This is a genomic window from Clostridium disporicum, from assembly GCF_001405015.1.
GTDB lineage: Bacteria > Bacillota > Clostridia > Clostridiales > Clostridiaceae > Clostridium > Clostridium disporicum_B.
The window spans coordinates 209964-227781 of the sequence record NZ_CYZX01000003.1 but is presented as its reverse complement, the minus strand read 5'-3'; the positions used below and the strand labels follow the sequence as shown (position 1 = coordinate 227781).

Annotated in this window: 13 protein-coding genes; 11 read left to right on the top strand and 2 right to left on the bottom strand. The window is 28.2% G+C overall.

Annotation, left to right across the window (positions count from 1 at the left end):
• Positions 1-146 precede the first annotated feature (146 nt).
• Positions 147-1631 carry a response regulator transcription factor gene (locus ARA56_RS03300; protein WP_055263912.1) on the bottom strand — a complete coding sequence of 495 codons (1485 nt, stop codon included), beginning with the start codon at positions 1629-1631 and terminating at the stop codon, positions 147-149.
• The gene (locus tag ARA56_RS03295; protein WP_055263910.1) at positions 1612-3363 is read right to left on the bottom strand and encodes a sensor histidine kinase; all 1752 of its coding nucleotides are present in this window, start codon (positions 3361-3363) and stop codon (positions 1612-1614) included. Before ARA56_RS03295 ends, ARA56_RS03300 begins: the two co-directional genes overlap by 20 nt.
• 101 nt (positions 3364-3464) lie before the next feature.
• Here ARA56_RS03295 and ARA56_RS03290 point away from each other — a divergent pair, with 101 nt between their 5' ends.
• From ARA56_RS03290 to hcp, 11 genes are all read left to right on the top strand, one after another.
• Positions 3465-4772: an ABC transporter substrate-binding protein gene (locus ARA56_RS03290; protein WP_055263908.1), complete on the top strand. Its 1308-nt coding sequence runs from the start codon at positions 3465-3467 to the stop codon at positions 4770-4772.
• A gap of 95 nt (positions 4773-4867) precedes the next feature.
• Positions 4868-5854: a carbohydrate ABC transporter permease gene (locus tag ARA56_RS03285; RefSeq protein WP_242855852.1), complete on the top strand. Its 987-nt coding sequence runs from the start codon at positions 4868-4870 to the stop codon at positions 5852-5854.
• Positions 5855-5868: 14 nt separating this feature from the next.
• Positions 5869-6705, top strand: a complete 837-nt coding sequence (locus tag ARA56_RS03280; protein ID WP_055263906.1) for a carbohydrate ABC transporter permease — start codon at positions 5869-5871, stop codon at positions 6703-6705.
• Between the two features lie 34 nt (positions 6706-6739).
• A complete protein-coding gene (locus ARA56_RS03275; protein ID WP_055263904.1) occupies positions 6740-8743 on the top strand; it encodes a beta-galactosidase trimerization domain-containing protein in 2004 nt (667 codons plus the stop codon).
• 15 nt (positions 8744-8758) lie between these two features.
• Positions 8759-9637: an ROK family protein gene (locus ARA56_RS03270; protein ID WP_055263902.1), complete on the top strand. Its 879-nt coding sequence runs from the start codon at positions 8759-8761 to the stop codon at positions 9635-9637.
• Between the two features lie 202 nt (positions 9638-9839).
• The gene (locus tag ARA56_RS03265) at positions 9840-10448 is read left to right on the top strand and encodes a sugar O-acetyltransferase (RefSeq protein ID WP_055263900.1); all 609 of its coding nucleotides are present in this window, start codon (positions 9840-9842) and stop codon (positions 10446-10448) included.
• Between the two features lie 95 nt (positions 10449-10543).
• Complete coding sequence (locus ARA56_RS03260) at positions 10544-11521, top strand: alpha/beta fold hydrolase (RefSeq protein ID WP_070205636.1); 978 nt, start codon at positions 10544-10546, stop codon at positions 11519-11521.
• 181 nt (positions 11522-11702) lie between these two features.
• Positions 11703-12656, top strand: coding sequence for an alpha/beta hydrolase (locus ARA56_RS03255; RefSeq protein WP_055263898.1), 954 nt, complete (start codon positions 11703-11705; stop codon positions 12654-12656).
• A 331-nt stretch (positions 12657-12987) separates the two neighbouring features.
• Complete coding sequence (locus tag ARA56_RS03250; protein WP_055263896.1) at positions 12988-14286, top strand: MBL fold metallo-hydrolase; 1299 nt, start codon at positions 12988-12990, stop codon at positions 14284-14286.
• Between the two features lie 15 nt (positions 14287-14301).
• Entirely contained in the window at positions 14302-15813 is a 1512-nt protein-coding gene (locus ARA56_RS03245) for a bifunctional metallophosphatase/5'-nucleotidase (RefSeq protein ID WP_055263894.1), read from the top strand.
• Positions 15814-16031: 218 nt separating this feature from the next.
• Entirely contained in the window at positions 16032-17705 is a 1674-nt protein-coding gene (gene hcp / locus ARA56_RS03240; protein ID WP_055263892.1) for a hydroxylamine reductase, read from the top strand.
• Positions 17706-17818 lie beyond the last annotated feature (113 nt).

Sequence of the window (17818 nt, the reverse complement as noted above, 5' to 3'; positions counted from 1 at the left end):
TTATAACCTCCTATTTGTCGTGTCAAAAAACTTGTTCATTTAGAAATAATTTCATATAAATATATGAATAAAAAATAAAAAGACCGTCTACTGAAATGATTTTAAAAATCATTTCAGAGACAGCCCCTATTTTAGTATTTAGATATTTATGTTTGTTTATATTTAAGTGGTGATACTCCAACATGCTTTTTAAATAACTTACTAAAGTAGTAGTAATCTTTATATCCTACTTTTTCAGCTACTTCCGAAAGCTTTATATCATCATTTTTAAGGAGAGATTTAGCTTCTGTTATACGTTTTTTAGTTATATATTCTACTAGGCTTTCACCAATAATTTTCTTAAATGTAGAACTCAAATGACAGCTATTAATATAAAAATGAGATGATAAGTAATCTAAGTTTATATTATCAGAATAATAATTTTGGTCTATATATTCTTTAACTTTTATTATAGTTTTTGATGATATTGAATTTTTATTATTCCTAGTTGTAGACTTTTCTTTTGATAATCTGTCATAACAATTATAACAATAGCTTTTAATAGAATTTAAATCTTTACTAGTATATAGTAAATTAGTTATAAGATGGTCAAGATTTATTAGAGATAAATATTCACCATTACCTTCTAAAAAGACATCTTCGATAGATGATAAAAAGCAATTCACTAATAATTTAAGAGCATATATGTCTTTAATATCACTGACTTTATCTATATAAAATTCAAAAGTATTTACTAAATTATTTGATGTGTTAGAACGAGCTAATAGCTCAAAGTCAAGCTTAAGGGTATTTGGAAGTGTACAAGCTTTGTATTTGATATCATTAAAAGTAAATATTGAAAATTTATCAAAAAAAATCTTAGCAGGAAATAGTGTAATACATTCAAAGAAAGAATCTTTTAATTTTTTTATATCTTTGGAGTCTTTATTAAAATAGCAATATGATAATATTTTGTTTTCAATAAGAGAGTTAAATCTAGCTTTTATATTATCCGAATATATGCAGTTAACAAGTAATATTTTATTTTTTTTAGAAAGACCATATATAACATCAAAAGTTTCAAAATTATTTTCTAAAAAGCTATATAGTTTGTTTAGATAAGATTCATGAAATAATTCTACTGATATAAAAATATAGTTATTATCAGTGATAGTAAGTGGAGAATTTTTTATGTCTAGATCATTATAAATAGAATCTACTATATATTGATATTTGGATTTTTCCTCTAATTCATGGATAGCCACTAAATTCTGATCTGACTTTTCTATTAATGATATACACTTTTCTATAGCATTATATAGATCAGATTTTTTTACAGGTTTAAGTAAATACTCGACGGTGTTATATTTAATAGCTTGTCTAGCATATTCGAACTTTTCAAAACCGGAAAGAAATATTATGTTAGTTTTATATAATTCAGATCTTAAAGTTTGAAGAAGTTCAATACCTGTAATCTTAGGCATATGTATATCAATTATTGCAATATCAATAGAATTGGTTCTAATAATTTCTAGTGCTTCTAATCCGTCAGAAGCCTCATAAATATTGTTAAATTTAAATGTACTATCTTTTAAGTATTTTAAAAGCTTTGCTCTAATAAGATATTCATCATCAACTAAAAGTATATTCATCGCTGTATACCTCCTTTTTTATTGCTGGTATTACTATAGTAATAGTAGTTCCAATGTTTTTTTGACTTTTTATATTAAAAATACAGTTATTATGATAAAACAACTTTAAACGCTCTATGGTATTTTTTACGGCAAATCCACCTTTTGCCGAAGAGGAGATGTTACCAGTAATTACTTTTTGCAATTCATCTTCTGTCATTCCTATACCAGTATCCTCGATGGTAATTTTAAGTTCCTTATTAAAAGATTCAATACAAATAATTACTTTGCCTGTATCATCATAATTTTTTAGGCCGTGATATATAGCATTTTCTACTAAAGGTTGAATTAAAAGCTTTGGACAAGAGAACTGTTCTAAATTATAATCACTAAATATTTCATAATCAAAAACATCATAGTATCGTAACTTCATGATTTTTAAGTAACTTTCTGTTAGAGAAAGCTCGTCCTTTATTGAAATAATGTTATTCCCTTTGCTTAATGCCCCTCGATAGAAAGTAGAGAGGTTTAAGATCATATCTACAGCTTCATCATTCCTTTCAAGTTCAACTAAAGCTGAAATATTTTCTAGTGAATTATATAAAAAGTGTGGTTTTATTTGTAATTGAATTAATTCAAATTCAAATTCTTTCTTTTTTATTTGTTCAAGGGTTATTGTATCTAGCAGGTTTTTTATGTAAAAGATTAGATTGTTAAATTTTTTTGAAAGTAATCCTATTTCATCATCAGATAAAATATCTATCTCTGTTGACCAATTGCCTTTTTCAACTTGATTTATAGCTAAAGATAAGTTGTTAATTGGCTGTATAATTGATTTAGCAATAGTCTTAGAAAGAACATAAGATAATAATAAAGCTATTAAGGATAAAATAATTAGAGATAAAATAAGTGCTTCTTTATTTTTAATTAAATCTTTTAAGTATATATCAGCAACTATGTTCCAATCTAAGTTACTATGATATAGCATAAGAGTTAATTTATCCTCTTTTCTATTTTCTATTATTTTTATAGGATCATTTGAAGTAGCAAATTCTAAATTTTTTCTAAGTTTAAAAATGTTATCAGAAACTTCATTTTGATTAGAAGATGAAGTAATTACTCCATCGTTATTAATGAGAAAAAAATTAATGAATTTATTATATTTAGTGTTAGTATAATTTGCTGACAAAGTACTTTCATCAACAAAGACTTCTAAGTAACCAATTAGTTTTCCGGTATTCATATTAAATATCTGTTTTATTGTATATAGATAAGGATTTCCTGCTATGTTTGAAATTCCACCATACCATTTATTAAACTCCATATTATAATTAGCAAAGCTAATAAGTTTACTGTTTGTCTGAAAAGTAAAGTTATTTGTAGAGTGTAGTATGACTCCAGATATAACAGATTCTTTATACATACTATTATCTATAGCTCTTTGAACTTTTAACACATCTTTAGGGGTAGGATAAATGTTGTTTACACTGGAATTAGTTAGTATATTTTGAACATCTGAATCAATAATAATTCCAGTTGAACTTGATTCAGCAGAATTTAAGACCAAGTCAGTTTGATTCGCTATAAGTTCTAATGTATCTAACTCTCTAGAGATAGAGGTATTTTTTATATTATTGTAAGTAATGAAATATGCAATAAAAATAAGTAGTAAGATAATTGATAAAGTTACTAAGAATGAGAAATAGAACACTTTATCTTTAATAGATTTAAAGTTAAAAAAATTAATATCCATAAAATATACTCCAAATAAATTCTAAAGAAAATACATTTTATACCAATAATGTAAATGTTAACATAGAATTAGAAAAAATGAAAGATGGGGGAGAGGATTTTATGAGAAAAAAAATTATAGGATTACTTCTAGCAACAATGACTATGACTTCATTAGTTGGTTGTGGAAGTAGCAGTGCAAACAGTACAACTGAAGAGGGAGGAACAATAACTATAAAGATGCTATCTAGATATAGTAGTGACCAAGGGCCAGATGATATAACTATTAACAAAAGAATTGAAGAATTTATGGCTGAAAATACTAATATCATTGTTGAGCATGAAGCTATAGGTGATGAATCAACATACAATAATATGTTTAAGACATCAATAGCAACAGGGGATGCACCAGATGTATTTGTAAATTATGGAGGAACACAATTTAAAGAATATGTTGAAAGTGGATTATTTTATGATTTAAGTAAAGTTGCTGAAGAAGATACTGTATGGGGAGACAAGTATATAGAAAGTATGTTGGATGCTTTGAAGTATGAAGGCGTAGAAGGATATTATGGGGTTCCATTTTCATGTTTTGCTACAGGACTTTATTATAATAAAGAATTATTTGAAGAAAATGGATTAGAACCACCTACAACTATAGAAGAATTTGAAAAAGTATGTGATGAATTCTTAGCAAAGGGAATTACACCATTTGCTTTAGGTGATAAAGATAATTTTAGAGGAGCTCACCTTTTAGCTAATTTAGTTTTAAAGAGAGATGGATTTGATTATACAAAATCAATTATAGATGGTGAAACTAAATGGAATGATACAGCTATGAAGGAAGTATTTGAATTAATGAATTCATGGAGAGAAAAAGGGTATTTAGGAGAAAATATAACTACTCTAGATTCAAGTGGAGAACAATCTTTATTTTTAAATGGAGATACTCCAATGCATTTAAATGGTTCTTGGTTCATGAATCAAGTAAATGATTCTGATAATCCAGAAAGAGTTGGATTTATAGCATTCCCTTACTTTGAAAAATATCCAGAAAATAAGAATAATTGGCACTCAGGTACTTCAGAAGGATTTAGTTTATCTGCTACTAACGGGGAAGAAAGATTACAAGCTTCAATAAAGTTATTAAAGTATTTAACTGATGAAGAAGCGTACAATGAGTCTCAAGCTTTATCTAAAGGTGGAATTTATCCAGTAACAACAATGAAAGAAATTGATGATATAACTCCAATAGCTAAAGAATTCCAAGCTGCATTTACAGATGTTAATGAAGCTAAATTAGAGCCAGGTGATTATGCTGCTAAAGCACAATTAAGGGAAGAAATAAGAGATGCTATTCAAGGTATGTTTGCAGGAACTAGTGTAGATGATACTTTAGCTAGAATTCAGAAAGTAACTGATATGGAATAAAAATATTAAATAGAAGTTGTGGTATTTAATATAAGAGCCGCAGAATTTTGCGGCTCACTTTAATTAATACGGGAATTAAAGGAGGTTAAAATAAAATGAAAAATTCAGCTACAGCAGAAGTTGAAATAGATGAAATTGAAATAAGAAGTAAAAAAAGCCTTAATCCAGTACCTAATAATATACGAAAAAAATCTAAGATTAAGAAAATGATAAAAGAAAATATAGTATGCACACTATTTGTGCTACCGGCGGTTGCTATATATACATTTTTTTATATATCATCAGTAGTTAAGTCATTATACTTATCTTTTGTAAAATGGAATGGTATTCCACTTATTGAAAAGAAATTTGTAGGTTTAGATAACTTTATAAATATATTCAAAGATCCAGCGTTTTATAGTGCATTAAAAAACGTAGGGGTATTTATGCTGGTAAGCTTTTTAGTAATAATGCCATTTGCGTATCTTTTAGCATTGCTAGTTAGTAGTAAATATATAAATGGAAAGAGATTTTTTAAGACAGTATATTTCTTGCCATCAATATTACCAACAGCAGCTACAGGGTTAATGTGGACATTAATATTATATAAATCTGGTGGAGCTCTAAATACACTTTTAATGAAAATAGGAATGGGAGCAGCACAGCAAGACTGGTTAGGTAATCCAAAACTTGCAATTTTAACAGTTGCTTTAGTTAATGCATGGATATTTATAGGATATAATATGCTTATTTTTGTGGCTGGATTAACTAATATTCCAGAAGAATTAATAGAAGCTGCTAAAATCGATGGAGCTAATGGCTTTAAAGAGCAAATACACATAGTTTTACCATTAATGAAAGAAAGCTTTAAGATATTCTCAGTATTAGCGATAGTAGGTTCTTTCAAAGTATTTGATATTATCTTTATTATGACTGGTGGAGGACCAGGGGGAGCTACAGATGTTCCAGTAACATTATTATATGATCAAGCGTTTAAATATAATAACTTTGGATATGGTAGCTCTATAGGGATGTTAATATTAATAGCAGCAGTAATTTGTACATTAATAGTAAATAAAGTATTTAAAGGCAGCGATGAATAGAAAGGAGTAATAAAATGCTACAAAATAAAGAGAATAAAATAATAAAAATTTGCATGTATGCTTGTGCTATATTATGGGCTATATTTAGTGTTGCTCCATTAATATTCACATTGATGTCATCATTTAAAGATACTAATGACATATATAGTAATTCTTTTGCTCTTCCTGAAACTATAAGTTTCTTTAACTATGAAACCGCTCTTGGCAAAGCTGATATAGTATCAGCTATATTTAATTCATTTTTCTTAGCTATTTCAACGACAATTTTGGTAGTGATACTTACTACTTTAGTTGCTTATGTAATAACAAGAACAGGATTTAAGCTTAGAAATTTACTTTTAACATACTTCGTAATTGGATTAACTATTCCAATGCATACAACATTAATTCCTATTGCAGATATTATAAATAGATATGGATTTAAAAATCAACTTATACCACTTATCTTTTTATATGCAACGTTTCAATTACCATTTGCTATATTTATGATGTCAGGATATATGAGAGGAATAAGTAAAGAAATAGATGAAGCAGCAATAATAGATGGATGTGGACGATTAAGATTAGTATTTGGAATATTACTTCCGCTTGCTAAACCAGCTGCAGCAACAATATCAATATTTACTTTTATGTCAGTTTATAATGAATTTATATTTGGACTTATGTTCTTAACTGATAAAACTAAATATACCATTTCAGTTGCGCTTATGAGTTTGAACGGAAGATATTCATCTGATAAAGGAGCAATATTTGCAGCTATAAGTATGTTTATAATACCGATAATAATTATATATGTATTATGTCAAAAGCATGTGGAAAAAGGTATTACATCAGGAGCAGTAAAAGGATAAATTATTATATGTTTAAGATTAGAGGAGAATTAATATGGGGTATAAGACAAGAAGCAGACAAATACATTTAGATTTTCATACAAGTCCATTAATAGAGGGTATAGGAAAAGATTTTAATAAAGAAGAATTTGGTGAAGTGTTAGAAAAGGCGAGAGTTAATTCTATAACATGCTTTGCTAGATGTCATCATGGATACTTATATTATGATTCAAAGATTAATAAAGAAAGAGTTCATCCACATCTTGCTAATAAGAATTTGTTGAAAGAACAAATAGAAGCTTGTCATGAGAGAGGAATTAAGGCGCCAATATATTTACCAGTTCAGTGGGACAAGTTCACTTATGATGAACATCCAGAATGGGTATCTAAAGATATAGATGGTAATATCATAAAAGGTGAAGGTGGAAAGCCTGGATTTTATGAGTTCTTATGTGTAAACAATGAATACAGAACATTTTTAAAGAATCATGTAAGAGAAATATTAGAAATATTCCCAGAGTGTGATGGGTTATTCTTCGATATAGTTATGGTAGTGCCATGTGCTTGTGAAAATTGTAAGAAGAGTATGGAAGATTTAGGGATTGACTATACAATAAAAGGAGAAAGATTAAAATTCTCTGAAAAGATGCTTACTGAATTTAAGAGAGAAATGAGTCAGTTTGTTAAAGAGATAAATCAAAATGTAACTATATTCTATAATGGCTCCCATATAAGCCCTCAACTTAAAGATGGACTAGATAATTATAGTCATATTGAAATTGAGTCATTACCAAGTGGTGGATGGGGATACATGCACTTTCCTACAACTGTTAGATATGCTAGAAATTTAGGTAAAGATTGCTTAGGTATGACAGGAAAATTCCATACTTATTGGGGAGATTTTCACTCATTTAAGAATTTAGCCGCACTTCAATATGAATGTTTCCACATGTTAGCACAAAATACAAAGTGCTCTATTGGAGATCAATTAGATCCTAATGGAAAAATATCTAAAGAAGTTTATGATTTAATTGGTAAGGTTTATAGTGAAGTTGAAAAGAAGGAGCCTTGGTGCGAAGATGCAAAAGCAGTTTGTGAAATAGGAGTATTTACTCCGGAAGAATTTATAGACTATAAATCAGAGAGACCGTTTGGATTAAAACCTTCAATAACTGGAGTAACTAGAATGTTACAAGAAGCTTCGCTTCAATTTGATATTATTGATAGTTCAATGGATTTTAATAAATACAAACTTTTAGTATTGCCAGAAGAAAGAGTTATTGTAAATGATGAATTTAGTTGTAAAATAGAGAAATTTATTCAAAATGGTGGTAAAATAATAGCTGTGTATGAAGGTGGATTAAATGAAGAAAAAACAGAGTTTAATATCCCATCTTTAAAAGTAAAATATGAAGGTAAAGGGGAATTTACTCCAACATTTATAATACCAGAAGGTAAATTAGCTAAAGATTTATATAACACAGAATATGTTATGTATGAAGATTCATCTAAAGTCTCTGTTGAAGAAGGTGGAGAAGTACTATGCAACTCAATAGAACCTTACTTTAATAGAACACCAGAACATTTTTGTTCGCATCAACATGCACCAAGTAGTGGGAAAATATATGGACCAGCTATTATAAAGGGAGATAATGCAATATATATTGCTCATAAAATATTCTCTCAATATCATAACTATGGATCAGTTTGGTGCAAAAAGTTATTTATTAATTCTATAGATACATTATTAGAAAATAGATTAGTTAATCATAATGGACCTAGCACTATAATAAGTACTTTAAATGAGCAAGAAAATGAAAATAGATATGTACTACACTTACTTCATTATATACCTGAAAGAAGATGTCAAAGAATTGATGTAATCGAAGATGTAATACCTCTATACAATTTAGAGGTGAAAATGAATTTAGAAAAATCACCTAAGAGCGTTACGTTAGTTCCACAAAATGAAGAGGTTAAGTTTAATATTGTAGATGGAACTTTAGAATTTACAGTAAATAAGGTAGATGGTCACCAAATGGTGGAGATAAATTATTAAAGGGAAGTAATAAAAATGAGAAAAATAATTTCTATAGATGTAGGTGGAACTTTTATAAAGTATGGGTTAGTTGATGAAGCTGGTAATGTTTTATGTAAAAATAAGATGGAGACTATTCAAAAAACAGCAGAGGGATTTGTAAATGAACTTTGTGAAATAGCTAATCTATATAAAGAACATAAAGATATTTTAGGTATAGCAATTAGCATGCCTGGATTTATAAATAATATAGAAGGTATTCCATTAGTTTGTAGTGTTTTAAGATTTATAGAAGGTTATAAATTACAAGAGGAACTATCATTAAGAACTAATTTAAAAGTTAGGATAGAAAATGATGCAAACTGTGTGGCCTTGGCTGAAAAGTTTAGTGGAAATGCAAAAGAGTGTGAAGACTTCATTTGTATAACTATTGGAACTGGTATAGGTGGAGGAATTTATTTAAATAATAAATTAATAAGAGGTAAACAGTTTAAGGGTGGAGAGTTTTGTTATATGATAACTAAAGATAAAGCGGGTTATCAGAAACTTAATGAAAATTCATCAATGACGGCTCTTATAAAAATGTATAAGGAATATAAAAAGATAAGTGATACGGAAAAAGTTTTAGGTTCAGATATTTTTAAAGAAGCAGAAAAAGATGAAAATATTAAAGCTATTATTAATGAATGGTATGGAAATATAGCAAGGATGATATATAATGTTTCATCAATGTTAAACCCTGAAAAAATATTAATAGGTGGAGGGGTTAGTGCAAGGGAAGAGCTGATTTCAGAATTGCAAAATGCACTAAATGAAATTCCATGGTGGAAGCATGTATCATGCACTATAGAAAAATGTAAGCATGAAAATGATGCTGGTTTAATAGGAGCAGCGTATAATTTCATAAATCCTTAATGCTAAGAATAAAGGTAGAGAGTTGTATAATACTCTCTATCTTTATTTTATTATAAAAAATAATACTTTCATTTTATGAAAATAATAAAGTGATATATGTAATAAAATAAAAAGTAGCAGAACTATTACATAAGAATTTATTATGTAAATAGATTAATATCTTTAAGTTATATAAATTATATTTAGATAAAAGGAGTATAGAATGAATCAAAAAGAAAGAATGTTAGCAGGATTACCATATAAGGCATGGTTAGATGGACTAAAAGAAGAAAGAATGGAAAATAAGTTAAAGATACATGATTATAATTTAACTCGTCCAGATAATAAGAAAAAGATGAAAGAAATGATAAAAAATATACTTGGAAAAACAGGAGAAGAGGTGTTTATAGAGCAACCTTTCCGTTGTGATTATGGTAAAAATATTGAGGTAGGTAATAATTTCTTTGCTAATTACAACTGTGTAATATTAGATGTTGCTAAAGTAACGATTGGAGAAAATGTTATGTTCGCTCCTAATGTATCAATTTATACAGCAGGTCACCCAATACATCCTGAATCAAGAAACTCAGGATATGAATATGGAATTCCTGTTACTATTGGTGACAATGTATGGGTAGGAGGTAACGTTATAATTACTCCAGGAGTTACAATAGGTAATAATGTTGTTATTGGAGCAGGTAGTGTTGTTACAAAAGATATACCTGATAATGTTATAGCTGTAGGTAACCCTTGTATAGTAATAAGAGAAATAACAGAAGAGCATAGAAAGTATTATTACAAAGATAAAGAATTTGATGTTGATGACTACTAAAACTATTTAAATCAAATATATTGACTATCAAAATAAATCTTATTAAAATAAATATCAGATACTATGTAAAGAGGCATACATTTAGGAGGATGTTTATGAGTAAGAAGAAAAAGATAGTTATATGTATTATTTCATTTATATTAGTAGTATTAATTGGTGGATTAGGATTTGTAGGTAATTACTTCTTTGAATATGCTCTTCTTAGACAAGAAGGAATAGTAACTGCAGCAAATGTAGACCCAAATGCACCTCAATCAATAGAAACTATGGCTGAAGTAGCTAATAAAGAAAAAGCTAGAGAAGAAGTGGACAAGTGGTTAGAAGATGTAAAAACGGAAGAGACAACTATAGAGTCAGAGGATGGATTAAAGCTTTGGGGTAAGATGTATTTCCAAGAAGAGCAAACTGATAAGTGGGTAATAATTGCTCATGGTTATACTTCAAGCCATGAAGATATACAACCAATAGCTCTAAATTTCTACAATCAAGGATATAATGTTTTAACTCCAGATATGAGAGCCCATGGAAATAGTGAAGGTAAGTACATTGGTATGGGATGGCTGGATAGAAAAGACATTTTAAAATGGATAGATTATGTGCTAAGTATAGATGCAGATTCTCAAATAGTTCTATATGGAGAATCTATGGGGGGAGCTACTGTTATGATGACATCAGGTGAAGAGCTTCCATCTAACGTTAAAGCTATAGTAGAGGATTGTGGGTATACTTCAGTTAAGGAGATGTTTGAAGCTCAATTATATGAAAGATTTAATCTTCCATCATTCCCTATAATAAATGTAGCCAATATAGTTACTGAAATAAGAGCGGGATATGATTTTGAAGAGGCTTCAGCTTTAGAACAGATTAAAAAGTCTAAGACTCCAATGTTATTTACTCATGGTGGAGAGGATACTTATGTACCTACAGAAATGATTTATAGGTTATATGATGCTGCTACATGTGAAAAGGACATGCTCGTAATTGAGGGAGCAGGACATGGTTCAGCACCGGATGTTGATCCAGAAACTTATTATGAAAAAGTATTTAGTTTCTTAAGTAAATATGTTAAATAATTATATGTATAATAATAAATAGTTTAAGATATAAGGACTTGTCTGAATATGACAAGTCCTTAGTCATATCTACAGGAATTAAAAAATAATTAATAATATGTGAAATTTAAAATTGAAAATTAAAGTTAAAATTTGATATAATTATTGTAATAAACTAAGATTATGCTTTTAGAGGTGTAAAATGAGAGAAAATTTTAAATTTAAAGATAGTGATGGGGTAGAACTAAATGTATATAAGTGGATTCCAGATGGAGAAATTAGAGGGATAGTACAAATTTCACATGGAATGACGGAGAATGTTTTAAGATATGATGAATTTGCAAATTATTTAAATAATGAGGGATTTATAGTATATGGACATGATCATAGAGGTCACGGATTAACTGCAAAATCTAAAGAGGAGCTTGGATATATAGCAGATAATGAAGGCTTTGATTGGTTAGTTAGAGATTTATATGAATTAATGATGATGATAAAAGAAGAGAATAAGGGGCTTCCAATTTATTTATTTGGACATAGTATGGGGTCTTTTGTTAGTCAAAGGTTTATAGAATTGCATGGAAATGAAATAGATGGAGTAATTCTTTCAGGAAGTAATGGTGAACCAACAAAATTAACACCACTAGGAATATTACTATCAAATATAGAAATAAAATTATTTGGAAGAAAACATACAAGTAAAATGATGGACAAGTTATCTTTTGGTGATTTTAATAGAAAGTTTAGACCAAATAGAACTCCATATGACTGGTTATGTAGTGTAGAAGAAGAAGTTGATAAATATATTGATAATGAATACTGTGGTTTTGTATGTTCAGCATCATTTTATTATGACCTTTTAAGAGGATTAAAAGCAATTCATAAGAAAGAAAACTTTAATTCCATACCGAAAGATTTACCTATATATATAATAGCTGGAGATATGGATCCAGTAGGCTTCTTTGGAAAAGGAATAGTGAATTTATATAATAAATTACAATCTATTGGAATAAAAGATGTTAACTATAAGCTGTATAAAGATAAGAGACATGAAATATTAAACGAAGATAATAAATTAGAAGTTATGAATGATGTGTCAGCTTGGTTATTAAGAAAGCTTGAAGGATTTTCAACTAGCGAATGTAGAAATAGTTAATTATATAGAAGTAAATTATATTTTCAAGGGAATATATGCTTAAGCTGTATATTTCCTTGATTTTTTTTATTACACGTATACTTATTCATCCTATGATGATAATGATTTAGAGTAAAGGATATGGTATGAGAAAGTGGATTTAAATTTTAAGTGCTGAACATACTATATATTAATTATAAATATAAGGGATTAAAAAATTATTATATAAGTGATACAAAATTATAAATATAATGTATAATTAAACGTTATATACCATTTATTGAATTGTATATGGTATATATTAAAACATAAGAAAAAATAAAAAATATTCATAAGAGGAGTTGTTTATAGAATGGTTTTAAAAGATAAGAAAACAAAGATTACTTTCCATAGTGGAGTTTTAACAATTGGAGGAACTATTATCGAGATAGCCTATGAAGATAGTCATATATTCTTTGATTTTGGTTCAGAATATAATCCAGCGGCAAAGGTTCAGCCAACAGATTTACAGGGATTATTAGATGAGAATTTAGTTCCATTTTTAGATAATATGTTTGATCCTAAAATTCCTTTAAAGGGATATGAGTCTAAAGAAAATAAGTTTGATAATACAGCAGTATTTTTATCACATATGCATTTAGACCATTCTAAGATTATAAACTACTTAAATCCAGAAGTACCTCTATATACATTAGAGGGTACAAAATCTTTATTAAATACTTTAAATATAAATAATGATTTTATATTCCCATTATATAACAATGATGGTACTAAGAATACAAGAGATATTATTGGAGTTAAGGAAAATGAAATAGTACAGGTAGGTAAAATTAAAGTTAAAGTAATGCCTGTAGATCACGATGCTTACGGAGCATGTGGATTATTTATTGAAACTCCTGATTTAACTATAGCTTATACTGGAGATATAAGACTTCACGGATATAGAAAAAGCGATACTTTAAATTTCTGTAAAGAAAGTGAAAATTGCGATGTATTATTAATTGAAGGTGTAAGTGTATCGTTCCAAGACTTTGGAGACCCTATAAGAGAAGGAGAGCCAAAGACAGAATCAGAATTAATAGATAAAATTAATAAAATAGTTAATGATAATGAAGGAAAGCAGATTACATTTAATTACTATATTTCAAATATTGAAAGAATATTAAATATAATAAAAAATGTGAAGAGAACTGTAGTTTTAGATTCATACAATGCATATGTATTAAAAGAAGCAACAGGATATGAAGTACAGTACTACAATTTAGATAATAAAGAATATGGATTAAAGAAAGAATTAGAAGTAAACTTTAACGAATTATTAGAGGATAATGAAAAATATTTATGGCAGTTAGATGCTAATGCACTTAAATATTTTGATAAGCTAAAAGAAGGCGGAGTTTATATCCATTGCGATGCACAACCATTAGGAGAATTTGATCCAGCTTTTGCGCCTTTTGTAAAATCTTTTGCAGATAGAAAAATTGAATTTAATAGAGTTGTTTGTAGTGGACATGCTCGTCCATACGATTTAATAGAAATAATTAACTTAATAAAACCTAAGTTATTAGCACCTATTCACTCATATCATCCAGAAAAACTTTATAACGAAAATGGAGATATGATTTTAGTGGAAAAAGGTCAAACGATATAATAAGGGAGAATAAAAATGAAAGTAGCAATATATCAAACTAGTGATTTACATGGATATGTTTATCCTACTAATTATGTAAAGGATATGCCACTTGGGATTCTTAAGATAGGAAGTTACATATTAAAAGATGAGAAGAATTATGATGCATCTTTAAAAATAGACTGTGGAGATTTAATTCAAGGGTCAGCATTAGCTCACTATTTATCTAAGGAAAAAATAGAAAGAAATCCTCTAATTCAAGGGTTAGAGTTTATTGGATATAATGCTTATGTTATAGGTAACCATGAGTTTAATTATGGGAAAGATTATTTAATTAATTCTTATAAAGAAGTAGAAGATAAAATAATAAATTCTAATATTGAAGGTTTATCACTTGAAACTAAGCCATATAAGATATTTGACTTTAATGGCTTTAAGATAGGGTGTATTGGATTTACAACATCATTTATACCAAATTGGGAACATGAAAAAAATATAGATGGGTTAAATTTTTTAGATCCAGTAGAAACATATGGTATATATGAAGATGAGTTAAAGGAAAAGACTGATTTTATAGTTGTTTGCTATCATGGAGGATTTGAAAAGAGTTTAGATGGAAACAATACTCCTACAGAAAAATTAACTAAAGAAAATCAAGCTAGTGAATTACTAGAAAAATATGATTCAATAGATATGGTATTAAGTGGACATCAACATAGATCATTTATAACAAAGATAAATGGAATAGTATGCGCACAACCATTACATAATGGACAAAACTTTACTAAGATTGTATTAGATACTGAAAGTAAAGAAGCATCTTATGAATTAATAGATGTATCTAAGTTAAATGATGAAATTAATCAAGATATGGAAAAGATATTTAATAATGTTCAAGCAGAGCTGCAAGATTATTTAAATAATGAGATTGGTGAATTTGATAAAGATATATTAATGGATGATATTTTTATAGCAAGATTAAAGGGACATCCATTTATAAACTTCTTACACCAAGTACAGCTAGATGTTTCAGGAGCTGATTTCTCAGCATTATCATTATTTGATTCAGCTATTGGATTTAAAAAGAATGTTTCAATTAGAGATGTATTAATTAATTATCCATATCCAAATACATTAATGGTCTTAAAAATAAATGGACATAAATTAAAGGAAGCCATAGAAAAGGCTGCTACATATTTTGTTGTAGAAGATGGAGAAGTAAAAATAAACAATGGATTCTTGGTTCCTAAGGTACAAAACTATAATTATGATACTTTTGGTGGATTGACATATGAAATAGATTTATCTAGAGAATTTGGTGATAGAGTTGTATCTATGAAGAAAGATAATGAAGAGATTGATTTAGATAAAGACTATACTGTAGTTTTAAATAATTATCGTGCAACTAATACTTCGATATATCCAGCATATGAAAATGCAAAAGTAGTTAAGGAAATAAATGTCGATATAAGTGAAATAATAATAAATTATTTCCAAGGAAATAAAAAAATTAAAGTTATTGATGAAAGCAACTATGTAATTAAATAAAAAAATAATATACATTAAAGAGTAAAATGATAGTCGATAATAATTATTTTTATATAAAAAAGAATAATTATTATCGACTTTTTTATACTTATATATTATTGAAGATAGAATACCTTTCGATATTTCATAAAAAGTTTGAAGCATATTATTTTAGCAATAATATTTTAAGAAGTTTAGGGAATTATATTTATAGAAAATATTAATCGGAGGTATAAGCTATGGAAAATAATATGGCATTAGAATATCCAATGTTTTGTTATCAATGTGAGCAAACTGCAGGGGGAAAGGGTTGCACCAAATTAGGTGTATGTGGTAAGACACCAGAAGTTGCAGCACTACAAGACTTGCTTATATATCAAATAAAAGGGATAAGCTGTTATGCAAAAGAAATAGTTGAAAAAGGTGAGAATGTAGATAAGGATATAGTGAGCTTTGTTGAAAATGCATTATTTACAACTTTAACAAATGTAAACTTTGATGCAGATGTTCATGTTGAAATGTTGAAGGAATCTCAAAAAATAAAAGAAAGATTAAGAAAACAAGTAGGGAAAATAAAGAATGATACAGAGCATGCTACATATAATTTAAGCAATACTAAAGCAGAAATGCTGGATGATGCAAAAAAAGCTGGTATAATGTATGATCAAGATTTAGACCCTGATATTCGTTCATTAAGACAAACTATAGTTTATGGATTAAAAGGAATAAGCGCTTATGGACATCAAGCAAGAGAGCTTGGATATTATGATGATCAAGTTGATAATTTTTATATAAGAGCACTTGAAGCTACAACAGATGATACTTTAGATGTAGAAGAATTAATAAGATGGACTATGAGAACTGGAGATATGAGTGTAGCAGTAATGAAAAAATTAGATGAAGCAAATACAACAGTTTATGAGAATCCATCACCTCATAAAGTAAATGTACATATTAAAAAAGGACCTTTTATTATAGTATCAGGACATGATTTAAAAGACCTTGAAATGTTATTAGAGCAAACTGAAGGAAAAGGAATTAATATTTATACTCATGGAGAAATGATACCTAGTCATGGATATCCAGGACTTAAGAAATATTCTCATCTTGTAGGAAATTTTGGTGGTGCTTGGCAAGATCAACAAAAAGAATTTGATGATATACCAGGATGTATACTTATGACTACAAATTGTCTTATGAGACCAAGAGAAACATATAAGGATAGAATTTTTACTACAAGCGTAGTAGGTTGGGACGGAGTTAAACATATAGGAAAAAATAAAGATGGTAAGAAAGACTTTACTGAAATCATAAATAAAGCCCTAGAGCTTGGGGGATTTAAAGAAGATCAAGAACCACACGAAATATTAGTAGGTTTTGGACATCATGCAACATTGAGTAATGCAGAAACTATAGTTAATGCAGTTAAGGATGGTAAGGTAAGACATTTCTTCTTAATTGGTGGATGTGATGGAGCAAGACCAGGAAGAAATTATTATACAGAATTCGCAAAGAAGGTTCCATATGACTGCATTATACTTACTTTAGCTTGTGGAAAATACAGATTCAATAAGTTAGACTTTGGAGAAGTTGCAGGACTTCCAAGACTTTTAGATGTAGGTCAATGTAATGATGCATATTCAGCAGTTAGAATTGCAACAGCTCTTGCTGATGCATTTGGTACTGATGTTAATGGGTTACCATTATCAATAATATTATCTTGGTATGAACAAAAAGCAGTAGCAGATTTATTAGCTTTATTATCACTTGGAATAAAGGGAATGTACTTAGGTCCAACACTTCCAGCATTCTTAAGTCCAAATGTACTTCAATATTTAGTAGATACCTTTGATTTAAGATTGATAAGTACTCCTGATGATGACTTGAAAACTTGTTTAAAACAAGAAGTTTAATTTAAGCAATAAGTTAAATTGATTTGAGGAAAATAATTATAGCAGTATGGGAGCGAGAATGTTTCTTGCAGTTAGTTAAAATTAAATAAGTTTTAGTTTATTCTAATAATAAA

Excerpts from the sequence above, each read along its gene's own strand:
- ARA56_RS03290 (WP_055263908.1), top strand. The coding sequence starts at position 3,465 with ATGAGAAAAAAAATTATAGGATTACTTCTAGCAACAATGACTATGACT.
- ARA56_RS03280 (WP_055263906.1), top strand. The coding sequence starts at position 5,869 with ATGCTACAAAATAAAGAGAATAAAATAATAAAAATTTGCATGTATGCT.
- ARA56_RS03275 (WP_055263904.1), top strand. The coding sequence starts at position 6,740 with ATGGGGTATAAGACAAGAAGCAGACAAATACATTTAGATTTTCATACA.
- ARA56_RS03260 (WP_070205636.1), top strand. The coding sequence starts at position 10,544 with ATGAGTAAGAAGAAAAAGATAGTTATATGTATTATTTCATTTATATTA.
- ARA56_RS03265 (WP_055263900.1), top strand. The coding sequence starts at position 9,840 with ATGAATCAAAAAGAAAGAATGTTAGCAGGATTACCATATAAGGCATGG.
- ARA56_RS03295 (WP_055263910.1), bottom strand. The coding sequence starts at position 3,363 with ATGGATATTAATTTTTTTAACTTTAAATCTATTAAAGATAAAGTGTTC.
- ARA56_RS03300 (WP_055263912.1), bottom strand. The coding sequence starts at position 1,631 with ATGAATATACTTTTAGTTGATGATGAATATCTTATTAGAGCAAAGCTT.
- ARA56_RS03245 (WP_055263894.1), top strand. The coding sequence starts at position 14,302 with ATGAAAGTAGCAATATATCAAACTAGTGATTTACATGGATATGTTTAT.
- hcp (WP_055263892.1), top strand. The coding sequence starts at position 16,032 with ATGGAAAATAATATGGCATTAGAATATCCAATGTTTTGTTATCAATGT.
- ARA56_RS03270 (WP_055263902.1), top strand. The coding sequence starts at position 8,759 with ATGAGAAAAATAATTTCTATAGATGTAGGTGGAACTTTTATAAAGTAT.
- ARA56_RS03250 (WP_055263896.1), top strand. The coding sequence starts at position 12,988 with ATGGTTTTAAAAGATAAGAAAACAAAGATTACTTTCCATAGTGGAGTT.
- ARA56_RS03285 (WP_242855852.1), top strand. The coding sequence starts at position 4,868 with ATGAAAAATTCAGCTACAGCAGAAGTTGAAATAGATGAAATTGAAATA.
- ARA56_RS03255 (WP_055263898.1), top strand. The coding sequence starts at position 11,703 with ATGAGAGAAAATTTTAAATTTAAAGATAGTGATGGGGTAGAACTAAAT.